At 66.3% G+C, this 14414-nt stretch carries 10 protein-coding genes and 1 pseudogene; 4 read left to right on the forward strand and 7 right to left on the reverse strand.

Annotated elements, in window-relative coordinates:
* From ASE64_RS17500 to ASE64_RS14515, 4 genes and pseudogenes are all read right to left on the reverse strand, one after another.
* Positions 1 to 183, reverse strand: a pseudogene (locus ASE64_RS17500) (hypothetical protein); the annotation flags it as partial.
* A gap of 83 nt (positions 184 to 266) precedes the next feature.
* Complete coding sequence (locus ASE64_RS14505; RefSeq protein WP_055782147.1) at positions 267 to 593, reverse strand: hypothetical protein; 327 nt, start codon at positions 591 to 593, stop codon at positions 267 to 269.
* Positions 590 to 1621 carry a hypothetical protein gene (locus ASE64_RS14510; protein WP_055782150.1) on the reverse strand — a complete coding sequence of 344 codons (1032 nt, stop codon included), beginning with the start codon at positions 1619 to 1621 and terminating at the stop codon, positions 590 to 592. Before ASE64_RS14510 ends, ASE64_RS14505 begins: the two co-directional genes overlap by 4 nt.
* A gap of 6 nt (positions 1622 to 1627) precedes the next feature.
* Positions 1628 to 2239: a hypothetical protein gene (locus ASE64_RS14515; RefSeq protein WP_235480646.1), complete on the reverse strand. Its 612-nt coding sequence runs from the start codon at positions 2237 to 2239 to the stop codon at positions 1628 to 1630.
* Between the two features lie 357 nt (positions 2240 to 2596).
* Here ASE64_RS14515 and ASE64_RS14520 point away from each other — a divergent pair, with 357 nt between their 5' ends.
* Entirely contained in the window at positions 2597 to 5833 is a 3237-nt protein-coding gene (locus ASE64_RS14520) for a family 16 glycoside hydrolase (RefSeq protein ID WP_235480647.1), read from the forward strand.
* 103 nt (positions 5834 to 5936) lie between these two features.
* Positions 5937 to 8126, forward strand: coding sequence for an MMPL family transporter (locus ASE64_RS14525; protein WP_055782156.1), 2190 nt, complete (start codon positions 5937 to 5939; stop codon positions 8124 to 8126).
* On the opposite strand, the gene ASE64_RS14530 is transcribed toward ASE64_RS14525, so the two are convergent.
* Genes ASE64_RS14530 through ASE64_RS14540 form a run of 3 tightly spaced genes read right to left on the reverse strand, consistent with a single transcriptional unit; the run spans position 8127 to position 11895 of the window.
* A complete protein-coding gene (locus tag ASE64_RS14530; protein WP_055782159.1) occupies positions 8127 to 9416 on the reverse strand; it encodes an MFS transporter in 1290 nt (429 codons plus the stop codon).
* Positions 9413 to 10423: an ABC transporter permease gene (locus ASE64_RS14535; RefSeq protein ID WP_055782162.1), complete on the reverse strand. Its 1011-nt coding sequence runs from the start codon at positions 10421 to 10423 to the stop codon at positions 9413 to 9415. The genes ASE64_RS14530 and ASE64_RS14535 overlap by 4 nt, the downstream gene beginning before the upstream one ends.
* Complete coding sequence (locus ASE64_RS14540) at positions 10420 to 11895, reverse strand: sugar ABC transporter ATP-binding protein (RefSeq protein WP_055783082.1); 1476 nt, start codon at positions 11893 to 11895, stop codon at positions 10420 to 10422. The genes ASE64_RS14535 and ASE64_RS14540 overlap by 4 nt, the downstream gene beginning before the upstream one ends.
* Before the next feature lie 226 nt (positions 11896 to 12121).
* Here ASE64_RS14540 and ASE64_RS14545 point away from each other — a divergent pair, with 226 nt between their 5' ends.
* Both ASE64_RS14545 and ASE64_RS14550 read left to right on the forward strand, forming a co-directional pair.
* Positions 12122 to 13177 carry a substrate-binding domain-containing protein gene (locus tag ASE64_RS14545; protein WP_055782166.1) on the forward strand — a complete coding sequence of 352 codons (1056 nt, stop codon included), beginning with the start codon at positions 12122 to 12124 and terminating at the stop codon, positions 13175 to 13177.
* A gap of 82 nt (positions 13178 to 13259) precedes the next feature.
* On the forward strand, positions 13260 to 14402 hold the full coding sequence (locus ASE64_RS14550) for a Gfo/Idh/MocA family protein (RefSeq protein ID WP_268750588.1): 1143 nt from the start codon (positions 13260 to 13262) through the stop codon (positions 14400 to 14402).
* The last annotated feature ends 12 nt before the right edge of the window (positions 14403 to 14414 follow it).

Here is a 14414-nt window from a genome sequence, read left to right on the forward strand (position 1 = left end):
GGCGGTGTCGACTCCGGTGAGCGACGGGATCGACGCGACCGGTGTGGGGGTCGACTCGGCGGACGACGTGGGCGACGACGAGGTCGACTCCGTCGACTCAGACGTCGTGGAGCAGGCGGCGAGCGAGAAAGCGAGGAGACCGGCAGCAGCGAGGCTGATCGAGGTCTTGGCGATTGAGCGCATGAGGTGAGTTTCCTTTGCTGGGGAGTTGTTGCGGACACATGTAGTTCGCCACCCTCCCCAACATGGATTGGTCGAGAACGGAATCAGTTCTCCGGCCGCGAGATCCGGCCCCTCGTCGCCCCCGCAACCGCTGCGATCGTGAGGCCGGATGCGCCGAGTCCCAGCGCGATCGCGACGGTCGGCGCGATGTCGGCTCCCGTGTCGGCAAGCTCCCACCCGTCATCCGGTCCTGTCGTCGGGGCGTTCTCGCATCCGCGCACACACCCGTCTCGCGGAGCGATCTCCACGCCGACGACGATTCCGCTGTCGTCATCGCGCGGTTCTGCTGCCGAGACGACGGCCGATGGCACGACGACGGCGCCCAGCACGAGAACCATCGATGCGACTCCGATGACCCATCGACGCGTCATGCTCGTGCCCCTGTCTCTTGCCGCTCGCGACGTCCCTCGGCACGAGCCTCCTCGATCAGACGAGCGACCGAGGCCTTGCTGCGGCGCCGTGAGATGAGCACGGAGAAGACCACCGCCGCGATCACGGCGAGCACGACGAGCTGGGCCCACGGCACCGCCCAGACGACGATGGTCTCGGTCACGGGAGCGACCTCGATCGCGTCTCCTCGGGGAACCGAACCCTGCACGATGACCTCGGCCGAGATGAGGCCGAGAGGCCACACGCGACGGGGCTCCATCGTCACCCGGCGCTCCTCTCCAGGAAAGAGGTCGCCTCGAGTCGTCACTGCTCCCGCCGCCTCTTCGCCGAAGGACAACTGCGTGTTGCCGGCGTTCTCGGCGGTGTACCGAACGGACAGCTCTCCCGGCGCGAACGGATTCCACGAGGGCGCATAGGCGGCATCCACGCCGCTGACGGCGATGACCGGTGCGAGTTCTCCGGCAACCTGGGTCATCACCCGGAATCCGATCCTGCTGTCGACGCCGATCTGAGCCCCGTCGCTGGCCGTGCCGACACTGGATACGGAAGCGGCGATACCGGCCGCATGATCCCCCGGGGTCGCGTTCTGCGGAACGGTGATGGTGAACGGCACGATCTCGGTCGCACCGGATGGGACCGTCACGTCGTCGGCAACCGAGATCCAGGTTCCTGCGTCGGTCGACGTCTCATTCGCCTTGAGCATGTTGAAACGACCGGTCTCGGTGAAGTACCCGTCGGCCGCGTTCAGCGAGAATGTCGTCGTGCCCGCGCCGAGGTTGCGAACCGCCAGATACTCGGTCACCGACTCCCCCGGCTCGATCGTGCGCTCGACCCATGCGCGCTTGTCGACACCGTCGGCGGTGGCGGGCGCGACGGACCAGGTGATGGCGTCGTCACCCGAGGGGGCCGTGGAAGGCGAGGCTGCAGCTGCAGCCCCGATGGGACCGGCGAGCATCACGGTGGCGACGGCACCCGCAACGAGTGCGGAGACGATGGCAGGGGCTTTCACCTCGGGCTACTCGAAGAGCGACAGGGTGAGCTGCGCCGTGTACTTGCCCGGCGCGACGTCGGCACCGGTCTTGAGAGTCAGTCCCGCGTTGGCAGACCAGCTTCCCTCGGGAGCGATCTCGGCAGAGTCGTAGGCGACCGAGAGGATCTCCGGGTCGACGAAGCCTTCACCGGGTTCGACCTCATCGCCCGCGGAAACGCTGCCCGGGTCGCCTTCGGTGAGGACAGGAGCCCAGCCGAAGCTGTCGGCCGAGATGATGTCCGGTTGCGCCGCGTCGCCCGAGAAGTCGGTGATGGAGCCCAGGACGTACCAGAACGCCCCCTCGGGGATGTCCTCGGGTGCCCTGGTGTCAGTGACCGTTACCGTGGGAAGGCTTCCGCTGAACAGTCGGGTCGTCGGAGTGCCGGGGGTCTCGGCAAGCGCCGCTGTGGTTCCGTCGACGGTCATCGAAAGAGCGCCGGGCCCTTCGACCTCGGCGATATCAACCGAGACCGCCACCTCTTCGTCGCCGTAAGGGTCGTCGAGGGCGGCGGCGAAGCCGCTGCCGCCGAGCACCGACAGGGTGAGAGCCCCCACGGCCGCGATGGACATCCGGTGTGCGAATGCACGTCTGTTCACTGTGTTACTCCTGGATTGGTCCGCTCTGCGCGGAAGGATCGGCCGTCGGCAGCTACTGACGGCGGAGCGGGAACGGCTGTGTTCGACGAGGCCTCCAGGGAGGTCATTCGTGGCTTCACTGACACTCACGACTCCTGAGGACTATACGGCGGGCCCGATACATTTGTCGATAGGCATTAATAAGTTGTAGACCTGGCGAACAAAATGTACCTAGACTGTCGACGCCGACCAGATGCATAGACGCACACGCTCGGCTTTCGTGCATGACACAAAGGAGCAATGGTGCCCAGAACAGAACGACAGCCGGTCTCTCGGCTCAGATTCAGACCCGCAGTCGCGGCTCTGTCGGCGGGAGCCGTGATCGGATCCCTACTCTTCGCCGGGGCACCCGTTGCCCAGGCCGCGCTTCCGGATCAGGAGCCGGGGGTGACGCTGCGCGCGTTCCAGATGCCACCGGGACTCGCTGATTTCTGCCAGCTCAAGTCGGCGACCACACCGAACGTCGACAAGCTGATGCCCACCATCAACTACACGACCGAGGCGCAGTTCGGCCTGTCTGACGACTTCCTCGCGACAGTCACGGCGAATCTTGCCATCGCGACCGCCGGCACCTACACGTTCCGACTGACGAGCGACGACGGATCTAAGTTACTGATCGACGACGCACTCGTCGTCGACCACGGCGGCCTGCACGGCAACACCTCGAAAGAGGGCACCGCGGCGTTGACCGCGGGTTCGCATGCGCTGCATATCGACTACTTCGAGGGCGGCTACGGACAGGAGCTGAAACTCGAGTGGAAGAAGCCCGGCGCCTCGACCTTTGAGATCGTGCCTAACACCGTGCTCAGCACCGACGCGAACGTGGTTCGCGTGACGGCTCCGGGCATGAAGTACTGCGAGGGCGCGACAGACACCGCCGGCGATGGTCTACGACTCGACTCCGTCAACCCCAACTACACGCTCACGAATCTGCGCCCCGAAGGCTTCGAACCGAAGGTCACCGGGCTCGACTTCACCGACGATGAGAAGCTCATCGTCATCACCTCCGGCTCGGTCAGCTCCGCCGGATGGGTTCCCGACGCGCAGCCCGGGGACGTCTATTCCCTCGACAACGTCGTGGGCGAGACCAGCGCCGACCAGGTCGTACCCACCAAGATCGCGACCGACCTGCTCAACCCCATGGGCGTCGATGTGATCGGCGATGAGATCTTCGTCTCCGAGCGGTACCAGCTCACGAAGCTCACCGATCCCGACGGCGACGGCTTCTTCGACGTGCACACCAAGGTGGGCGAGTGGCCCGACGGCGGCAACTTCCACGAGTTCGCGTTCGGACTCGTGCACGACGACGAGAACTTCTACGTCAACCTCTCGGTCGCGATCGACAACGGGGGCGCGACGACGGTTCCCCAGCCCGGCGAGAACCGTGGAACGGCCATCAAGATCAACCGCACCACCGGTGAGGTCGGCTACATCGCGGGCGGCCTTCGCACCCCCAACGGTGTCGCGCTCAGCAGCAGCGGCGAGTTGTTCGCAACAGACAACCAGGGCGGCTGGCTTCCGGCCTCGAAGCTCGTTCACGTGAAGCAGGATCGCTTCTTCAACCACTTCACGACACCCGCAGGCATGTTCGACGCCAACCCGGTGACACCGCCCGCGGTCTGGATTCCGCAGAACGAGATCGGCAACTCGCCCAGCGCGCCGCTGATCCTCGAACAGGGTCCGTTCGCCGGACAGATGCTGATCGGCGACGTGACGTACGGCGGGCTCCAGCGAGTCTTCCTCGAAGAGGTCGACGGCGAGTACCAGGGCGCGATCTTCCGCCACTCTGCCGGCTTCGAGGCGGGCATCAACCGCACGATCGTCGGGCCGGATGGCGCGATCTACGTCGGTGGCATCGGCGAGGGCGGCAACTGGGGCGAGTCCGACAAACTCAAGTTCGGCCTGCAGAAGCTCACCCCGGTGGCCGACAGCACATTCGATATGAACACCGTCAAGGTCACCGAGACCGGGTTCGCGATCGAATACACGCAGCCCATCTCCGACGAGACGGTCGCGAACATCGCCTCCGCCTACCAAGCGCAGCAGTGGCGTTACGTCGCGACGTCGAACTACGGCGGGCCGAAGGTCGATGAGGAGACCCTGCTGGTCTCCGGCGCGACGGTCTCGGAGGATCGCAAGACGGTGAACATCGCGGTCGACGGTCTGAAGCCCGGCTATGTCGTTCACCTCCGATCCCCGCGTCCGTTCGCGTCGGCATCCGGTACCGAGCTGTGGAATACCGAGGCGTGGTACACACTCAACTCGATTCCCGGCTACGTGCCCCCGGCCGACCGCGGCTGGTACGAGGCCGAGAGCGCCTCGCTGACGGGCGGCACGAAGACCGACACCGAGCACAACGGGTACTCGGGCAGCGGTTTCGCCGCAGGAATGCAGAACACCGGCGCCGCGGTCTCGTTCACGACCTCGGTGGAGGCCGCGGGCAACTACCCCGTGAACCTGCGCTACGCCAACGGCCCCAACCCGTTCGACGGCACGAAGACAGTGTCTGTGTACGTGAACGGCCAGAAGCAGCCGACGTGGTCGCTGCCGAGAACCGGCGACTGGAAGACGTGGGCCACCGTGACCCGCAACCTCGATCTCGTCGCGGGCACGAACACCATCGCGATCAAGCAGGATGCGGGGGACTCCGGAAACGTGAACCTCGATGCGCTGTCAGTCGGTGCCAGCACCGACATCTGCGCGGCGGCACCCGTGGAGGAGGGCTACACCGGCCTCTTCGACGGAACGCTGGCGAGCTTCGAGAAGTGGAAGCTGTCGGGGCCGGGATCCTTCGGCCGCATCACCGATGACTGCACTCTTCGGGGAAGCGGGGGCCTGGGTCTGCTCTGGTACACGCCCACGAAGTTCGACTCGTACAGTCTCAAGCTCGACTGGAAACTCGTCGCCGACCACAACGGAGGTGTGTTCGTCGGTTTCCCTGATCCCGGCAACGATCCTTTCGTCGCGGTCAACAAGGGCTACGAGATCCAGATCGATGCCACCGATGCCGCCGACCGCACCACGGGATCGATCTACACGTTCCAGGGCGCGAACCCAGAGGCGGTGACAGCGGCCCTCAAACCCGTCGGCAGCTGGAACTCCTACGAGATCGTCGTTCAGGGGCAGACGATCAAGGTCGTGCTCAACGGCACGGTCGTGAACGAGTTCGTCAGCGCCGATCCGGCGCGCGACATCTCCAACGGATTCGTCGGAATCCAGAACCACGGCAACGGTGAGGCGGTCTCGTACCGCGACATCAGGATCAAGAAGATCGATCCGGCCCTCGTCGTGACGGCGACCGCCGAGGTGCGCTGTGTCGCCGGCAAGGCGCTGGTCGCCGTACGTGCGATGAACGGCGACACGGTGAACACCGACCTCGCCATCAAGACGACCTACGGCGACAAGTCGCAGGCCGCCGTGAAACCGGGCAGTGCCCTGTTCCACACCTTCACGACCCGCCTGAAGACCCTTCCCGAGGGCTCGGCGACTGTGACCGCGACGGGATCGGGACGAACGGGCGAGGTCTCCGTGACCTGGCCCGCGAAGACCTGCTGACCTGATCCCTCGGGGGCGGGCTAGCCGTGAAGACGGCCGACCCGCCCCCGAGGGCTTTCCCGCACACCCACCCCGTCACATCCGGCCCCGGAAGGACCACCTCATGCTCGAATCGATCGGACGATGGGTCGCGCGGCATCGCCGCATCGTGCTTGCCGCCTGGGGCGTGCTCTTCGTCGGCGGGATCGTTCTGGGCGGCGAAGTCTTCGACAAGACCTCGCCGGTCGAGGACTCTCCGGCAGGCAGCGAGTCGATGGCCACCCAGCTGCGACTCGACGACCTCGATCCCGAGGGCGAGATCGTGACCGCGGCGATCACTGGAACAGACTTCTACTCCCCCGAACTCAGGCAGAACGCGACCGACGTGATGCAGCAGCTGCGCGAGGTGCCCGGTGTCGTCGAGGTGAAGGATGCCTACACGTCCGGTGGAATCGTCGGCGATGACGGCTCCAGCTCGCTGGTCACCGTAGAACTCGCTCAGACACTCGACGAGGAGCAGCTCCTCGTCGCCACGGCAGAGATCTCGAGTCTGCTGCACAGCATCGAGCCGGCCGACGTGTTGGTGGGCGGCAAGTTCCTCGCCGAACAGGAGTTCGTCGACCGGGCCGTCACCGACGCGGCACTGGGAGAAGGCCTGGCGATCGTCGCGCTGTTCGTGTTGCTCGCCGTCGTCCTCGGCGGATTCCGCGTCGCGGCCTTCCCGATCGTGGCGGCCCTCGCCGTGATCGCCGTCGCTCTGCTCGCGCTCTCGGGCCTGATCACAGTCGTTCCCGTCAACGAATTCGCCGTGAACATCGTCACTATCCTGAGCCTCGGTCTCGCCGTCGACTACAGCCTGCTCGTACTCGCACGCTTCCGGGAGGAGCGTCGTCGGGCGCCCGGGGTCGGCCTCGAGCAGGTGATCGGTCTCACCGTGGCATCATCCGGTCGAGCTGTTCTCGTGTCGGGCCTTGCCGTATTCATCGCCCTGGTCGGACTGATGATGCTCGGCGACCCGCTGCTCTCGGGCATGGCGATCGGCGGAGCAGCCTCAGTGCTGCTCGCGACCCTTGCCGGGCTCACGCTGCTTCCCGCGCTCATCGCCCAGTTCCCGGCCTTCGTGCCACCCCAGGGCAAGCGGCTGTGGCCGCTGCGCTCGACACCGGATGGCGCGTCGCCCCGCGCCGGGGCCCTGGCTCGCCTCGCGGGTACGGCCCAGCGACGGCCCGTTCTCGTCGCCGTCGGTGCCGGGGCGCTCCTCCTCCTGCTCTCTGCCCCGATCGCCACGCTGACGCTCGGCAGCTCCGACATCCGCGCGCTGCCCGTCGAAGCCGAGGAGCGGCGGACCAGCGAGTTCATCACCACAGGCTTCACCGATGTGAGCGAGACGGCCGTCACCGTGCTGATCGACACACCGGTCACCGATGCCCGCGTCGTGGCACTCCTCGACGAGATCGCGGCCGACGACCTCGTGATCGACGCCGATCAGGTGCTCGACCTTCCCGCAGACGTGACCGTCGTCGATTTCGCGACCCGGGGAGACACCACCGGAGCCGACGCTCAGGAACTGGTGCGGAACATCCGCGAGCTCGGCGCAGCCGCCTCCGCCGACGGCGGCCCGATCGTGCAGGTCGCCGGTCCGGCCGCCGAGGTCGTCGACACCGAGTCCCATCTCATGGAGCGACTCCCCCTGGCACTCGGCGTGGTGCTCGTGGCGACGTTCGCACTGCTGCTGTGGCTCACCCGATCGGTGGTCATCCCGCTCAAGGCCGTGGTGCTGAACGCCCTCACCGTCGCCGCGACCCTCGGCACCCTGGTCGCCGTCTTCCAGTGGGGATGGGGCTCGAGCGTACTGGGCTTCGCCCCGTGGGGTGCCCTCGATGTGACGACGCCACTGCTCATCGGCCTGCTGTCGTTCGGGCTCTCGATGGACTACGAGGTGTTTCTGCTCGCACGCATCACCGAGGAATGGACTGCACGCGATCGCACGATCAGTTTGCGGCTCGCCAACGACCGCGCCGTTCTCCGTGGCATCACCGCCACAGGCCCGGTCGTCACGACGGCCGCAATCGCAATCGGGGTCGTCTTCGTCGGATTCGCGACGAGCAGCCTGGTCGGCATGAAGGAGGTCGGCGTCGGCATGGTGATCGCCATCGCGCTCGACGTCACCGTCGTTCGAGGCCTGCTGCTGCCCAGCCTGATGACACTGCTCGGCCGATTCAACTGGATCGGGCCCGGCCGCCGGAAAGTCATCGACCTCGAGGTGAGGCGCAACGACGACGCTCGCGACCGGGTCACGATCGGCGCCCGCTAGTCAGCTCCGTTCGAGCTGACCGGGTCTGCAGGCCACGATGCCGCTCACGAGGAGCACGCCCAGGGTCACGTAGAGAAAGACGTACGAGCCGCCCCAGCCGCCGCCGAGGTCGTGCAGCACACCGATCAGCAGAGGTCCGACGCAGGCCAGACCGTAGCCGATGCCCTGCATGGCTCCCGACAGCAACGACGAACCGGCCGGGGTCTTCGTGCGCACGTTGACGAGAGTGAGGCACATCGGGAACGTGCTCACCCCGAGACCCAGGGCGATGACCCAGATCACCGCTCCGTCGAGCGGTGCGATGAGCAGCCCCGTGTAGCCCACGGCGAGCAGGGCGACGCAGACGATCACGATGACGACCGGATTGCGCATGCCCACCGCGAGGGGAGGCACGACGAAGGCGGCCCCGAGCCCGAAGACGGAGAAGAGGGCGAGCAGCGCCCCGCCCAGAGCCGGATCGGCGCCGGCGTCGACCAGGATGGTGGGCAGCCAGGTGATGATCGCGTAGGTATTGAGCGCCGTCATGCCGAACATCAGCACCATGCTCCACAGCAGACGCGACCGCCACGCGCCGGGCACGGGCGACCTCGTGTCGTTGCGTGCAGCGACGGCGTCTGCAACGGTGTGCGCGGGCGCCACCGCCTCAGTGGATGCGCCGAGGGCCGCTGCACTCGCGCGGGTACGGCGGCGCGAGGCCGCGAGCGCTGCGACGAACCACAGCGCGAACGCGAGCGCGGTGAGCACGACCCACATGCCGACGGCCACCCGCCATCCGGCCGCCATCGCGACGGGCACGGCGAGCAACGGCGCCGTGAACTGGCCGAGCTGCAGGAGCGACAGATAGAGCGAGGTGATCGACTTGAGCCGGCTCGCGAAGTACTGCTTGACGATCGGCACGATGAGCACGTTGGTCATGCCGACACCGGCGAAGGCCACGACGGTCGACAGGATCAACGCGGTGGCACTCGGGCTGGCCGCGCGCAACACGACGCCCACGGTCGTGGCGGCCGTCGCGATGACGAGCGTCCACTCCAGGCCGAAGCGGCGCGCGATGGCCGCGGCGGCGAAGCCGAAGACGGCGAACGATGCGGTGACGATGGTGCCGAAGGCCCCGAAGAGCGACGGACCGAAGGACAGCTCGGCGCCGATGGTGTCGAGGAGCGGGCTGAACCCCGTGACGGCTGTGCGCAGGTTGAACGCGGTCAGAACGATCGCGGAGATCAGCAGAACGGCCGATCGGCCCCCCGAAGTCGAGGGGCCGATCGGCTGTGCGGTCTGTGTACGCGTCACTTGCGCGAGCGATTCGCGAAGCGCTGCTGCAGCATCACGGCGACGACGATGATGGCGCCCTTCGCGATGGCCTGCACCGAGGTCGACAGGTTGTTCTGCGTGAACACGTTCGTGAGGGTCGAGAAGATCAGCACGCCGAGGACGGTTCCCATGATCGTTCCGCGACCACCGATGAGCAGGGTGCCGCCGACCACGACCGCGGCGATGGCATCCAGTTCGTAGAGCGTGCCGTGCGTCGACGTTCCCGCCGTGGTGCGGGCCAGCATCATGACGGCCGCGATTCCCGAGGTGAGGCCCGCGAGGATGTAGACGTACATGAGGTGGCGCTTCACCTTGATGCCGGCCAGTCGGGCCGCCTCGAGGTTTCCACCGATGGCGACCGTTCGGCGGCCGAAGGTGGTGCGGTTCAGTAGGAACCAGCCGGCGATGACCACGAGCACGAAGATCCAGATCAGGATCGGCACGCCGATGAGCTCTCCGCGCATCGCACCCAGGAAGCCGGGCTCGTTCACGATCTGCGTGGTGCGGTTCGCCAGCACCTCGGCGAGGCCTCGCGAGGCCACGAGCATGGCGAGCGTCGCGATGAAGGCCACCACATTTCCGTAGGCGATCACGATTCCGTTGATGAGCCCCGCCGCACCTCCCACGGCCAGTGCGACGACGACCATCACGATCCAGCTCGATGAGGAGGCGAAGTTCTGCACCCAGGAGAGCGTCGAGACGACCGTGGCCAGGCCCATGACTGATCCGACCGAGAGGTCGATGCCGCCGGCCGTGATGACGAAGGTCATTCCGATGCTGATAACACCGATGATCGAGGCGAAGCGAATGATCGTGAGGATGTTGTCGAAGCTGGCGAAGCGATCTCCGGCCGTGATCGTGCCCACGATGAAGAGCGCGACCAGGGCGATCACGAGGCCGAGGCTGCGGCCAGCCGAGCCGCCGAGCATCCTGCTGAGAACGGGACGCGTGTCGCCGTCGTGGATATCTGCAGCGTGAGTGCTCATGCGGCACTTCCTTTCATGACGAGGTCGAGCACGTCGTGCTCGGTGATGGCCTCTGCGGCGCTTTCGTGGATGATGCGACCGTCGGCGACCACGAGGACGCGGTCGGACAGGCCGAGGACTTCTTCGATCTCGCTCGAGATGACGACGATCGCCGTGCCCTGAGCTGCCAGCTTTCTGATCAGCGAATAGATCTCTGCGCGGGCGCCGACATCCACCCCTCGGGTGGGTTCGTCGAGAAGAAGGATGCGGGTGCCGTGCACGAGCCACCGGGCCAACAGGATCTTCTGCTGGTTTCCGCCCGAGAGCGTTCGCGCGGGCCGATCGGGATCGGCGGGACGCAGCTCGAGCGCTTCGAGCTGCTCGCGGGCGGCCTGTCGCTCGGCCCGCTCATTGAGGATGCTGCCGCGAGCCCAGCGGGCGAAGCTCGCCAAGGTGACATTGCGATAGACGGGCTCGTCGAGGATCAGGCCTTGACTCTTGCGCTCCTCGGGAGAGAGTCCCATTCCTGCGTGAACGCCGGCACGCACGGATCCGGAAACAAGGGGTGCGCCGTCGACGAAGACGACTCCCGCGCTCGCCTTGCGCGCGCCGTAGACGGTCTCGACGATCTCGGAACGACCGGAGCCGACGAGGCCCGCGAGCCCCACGATCTCGCCGGCTCGCACAGAGAAGTTCACGTCGTCGAAGACACCGGCGAGCGCGAGCCCCTCTACAGAGAGGAGCACGGGGGCGTCGGAATCGACCGGAACGCGCTCGGGGAACACGTTCTCGAGCGAGCGTCCGGTCATGAGTTCGATCAGCTTGTTCGTGGGGGTCTCTGCGACGGGGAGGTTCGTCGCCATCGTCCTGCCGTCTTTGATCACAGTGATGCGGTCGCCGATCTCCCGGATCTCCTCGAGACGGTGCGAGATGTAGATCACGGCGATGCCGGCCTTCGTGAGTTCGCGCACGACTCGGAACAGGTTCTTCACCTCTTCGGAGTCGAGCACGGCGGAGGGCTCGTCCATGATGATCAGCTTGGCGTCGTGCGACAGGGCGCGGCCCATGCTCACGATCTGCTTGTTGGCGGCCGAGAGCGAGCCCACTTCTCTTCCCGGTCCGATCTGGGGGTGACCGAGACGCGCCATGATCTCGGAGGCCTGCCGGGCCGTGCTGCGCCGATCGGTGACGCCGGCGCGATCGACCTCGTGCCCCAAGAAGATGTTCTCCGCCACGCTCAGGCCGTCGACGACATCGAGTTCCTGGTACATGGTTGCGATGCCGATCGAGATGGCGGTCACCGGATCGGAGATGGACACGAGCTCGCCCTGCCAGAAGATCTCTCCATCGTCTGGCTGGTTGATGCCGGAGAGCGTCTTGATGAGCGTCGACTTGCCGGCTCCGTTTTGACCGAGGACGCAGTGGACTTCGCCGGGCAGCACTTCGAGGTCGACTCCCTTGAGCGCCTGAACGCCGGAGAAGGACTTCTTCAGGCCTCGAACGTGGAGTAATGACTGTTGATGGTCGACTTTGATCACTCAATCAACATAACAGACCCCGCAGACGTTTACTTATGTCGATCAACCAAAATAAGTTGAAGCGTTCTCGTCGACTTCTGATATCGTGACTTTCGTCAGCGCAGACACGCACGAGTCCTCTCAGGCTCTGCAGTTGTCTCCCTCGGCACCCGCAGCAGCAATCACATCCAGGAGGAACACAATGCGAAGCACACGTCACGTCATGGGGAGGCTCGCCCTCACCACAGGAGCAGCGGTTGCAGCCCTCTCGCTCATGACCGCCTGCACGTCGGGATCGACAACCCCCGAGACATCGGCCCCCAAGTCCAGCTCCTCGAGCGAGGGCGGCGGCGGCGCGGCCGACGGCACGATCACCATCGGCTTCTCGGGCCCCGCGGCAGACCACGGATGGCTCGGAGCAATCAACTCGGCAGCGATCTCCGAAGCAGAGAAGTACGACGACGTCGACCTGATCGTGGCGGAGGGCACCAACGACGCCAACCTGCAGATCAGCCAGGTGGAGACGTTCATCAACGACGGCGTCGACGCGATCGTGCTGCTGCCGACCGACGGAGCCGCGCTCACCGATGTCGCCACGCGCGCCATGGAGGCCGGAATCCCGGTGATCAACGTCGACCGCGAGTTCTCGAGCACGTTCGCCGCGCGGACCACCATCCTCGGCGACAACTACGGCATGGGCGTCAGCGCCGGAAATTACATCTGCGAGCAGCTCGACGGCAAGAAAGACGCGGTGGTCGCTGAGATCGCCGGCATCGACAGCCTTCCGCTGACCCAGGATCGCAGCAAGGGCTTCAAGGACTCGCTCGAAGACTGCGGCCTCGAGGTGTCCAACCGGGTCGCCGCAGACTTCACGGTTCAGGGCGGTGAGGCTGCGGCCTCGCAGCTCCTGTCGGCCGCACCCAAGATCGATGCGCTCTGGAACCACGACGACGACCAGGGCGTCGGCGTCCTCGCCGCCATCGACGCGGCCGGTCGCGACGACTTCTTCATGGTCGGCGGCGCCGGTTCGGCGAACGTGATGCGCTCGATCCAGGCCGATGACACCGTGCTCAAGGCAACCGTCATCTACCCGTCGACCCAGGCCGCAGACGGCGTCTCGCTCGCGCGTCTCATCGTTCTGGGCGAGGGGCTCGACGAGCTCACCGGATCGTCCATCCCGCGCACCATCCAGCTCGATGCGCCGGTCGTGACCAAGGACAACGTCGAGACGTACCTGCCGACCGCCTTCGAGTCCTGATCCATATCGGGCGGGGAGACGCGGTCTCCCCACCCGATAGCGCCTCGGCGCACCACTCACCACCAGAGAAAGACGTACCATCGTGACCTCCTCCCCCTCGCCTCTGCGAGTCGCACTCATCGGCAACGGATTCATGGGAGCAGCTCACTCCCAGGCATGGAGGGTCGCTCCCCGTTTCTTCGATCTGCCGCTCCGTCCCGAGATGACGGTGCTCGTCGGCCGCGACGCCGCTCGTGCCGAAGACGCTGCAGAGCAATGGGGATGGGCGGAGAGTTCCGACGACTGGCGCTCGGTCGTCGCCCGTGACGACATCGACGTGGTCGACATCGTCACTCCCGGCGACTCGCACGCCGAGATCGCCTGCGCCGCCCTCTCTGCCGGCAAGCACGTCATCTGCGAGAAGCCGTTGGCCAACAGCGTCGACGAGGCCCGAGCGATGGCCGACGCCGCGCGATCGGCCAAAACAGACGGCGTTCTCGCGATGGTCGGATTCACCTATCGTCGCGTTCCCGCCGTCACCCTGGCTCGCGACCTCGTCGCGCAGGGCCACATCGGCGACGTCAGGCAGGTCACCGCCTCCTACCACCAGGACTGGCTGGTCGATCCGCAGTCGCCCTTCACCTGGCGCCTCGACAAGTCGCTCGCCGGCTCAGGAGCCCTGGGTGACATCGGCGCGCACGCTATCGACCTCGCCCAATTCGTGACCGGGTACACCGTCACGTCGGTCAGCGGCACGATCGAGACTCTCGTGCCAGAGAGACCGGATGCCGACGGCCGGCTCTCGCCCGTCACGGTCGACGACCGCGCCGTGTTCGTCGGTCGGCTCGACAACGGAGTGCTCGGAAACTTCGAGGTCAGCCGGATGAGCACGGGCCGGAAGAACTCCCTGCGCCTCGAGGTGGCCGGCACGCTCGGCGCCCTCTCGTTCGACCTCGAAGACCTCAATTCGCTTCAGTTCTACGACGCCACCGTCGACCCCGCGCGCCGCGGCTTCTCGAAGATCGTCGTCACCGAGCCCGAGCACCCGTACATCGAAGCGTGGTGGCCGGCGGGGCACATGCTGGGCTACGAGCACGGCTTCTCGCACCAGGTGCGCGACTTCGTACACGCCGTCTCGGCCGGCGAGCAGCCGCGCCCCAGCTTCGACGACGGGCTGCAGGTGCAGCGCGTACTCGACGCCGTCGAGCGCAGCTCAGCCGCGGAGAGCGTCTGGAGCGCCGTCTAGCGACCGAGCCCG

It is taken from the genome of Agreia sp. Leaf210 (genome assembly GCF_001421485.1).
Classification (GTDB): Bacteria; Actinomycetota; Actinomycetes; order Actinomycetales; family Microbacteriaceae; genus Agreia.

Bases quoted from the DNA above. Each gene is read 5' to 3' on its own strand.
- ASE64_RS14505 (WP_055782147.1), bottom strand. From the start codon at position 593: ATGACGCGTCGATGGGTCATCGGAGTCGCATCGATGGTTCTCGTGCTG.
- ASE64_RS14535 (WP_055782162.1), bottom strand. From the start codon at position 10,423: ATGAGCACTCACGCTGCAGATATCCACGACGGCGACACGCGTCCCGTT.
- ASE64_RS14545 (WP_055782166.1), top strand. From the start codon at position 12,122: ATGCGAAGCACACGTCACGTCATGGGGAGGCTCGCCCTCACCACAGGA.
- ASE64_RS14525 (WP_055782156.1), top strand. From the start codon at position 5,937: ATGCTCGAATCGATCGGACGATGGGTCGCGCGGCATCGCCGCATCGTG.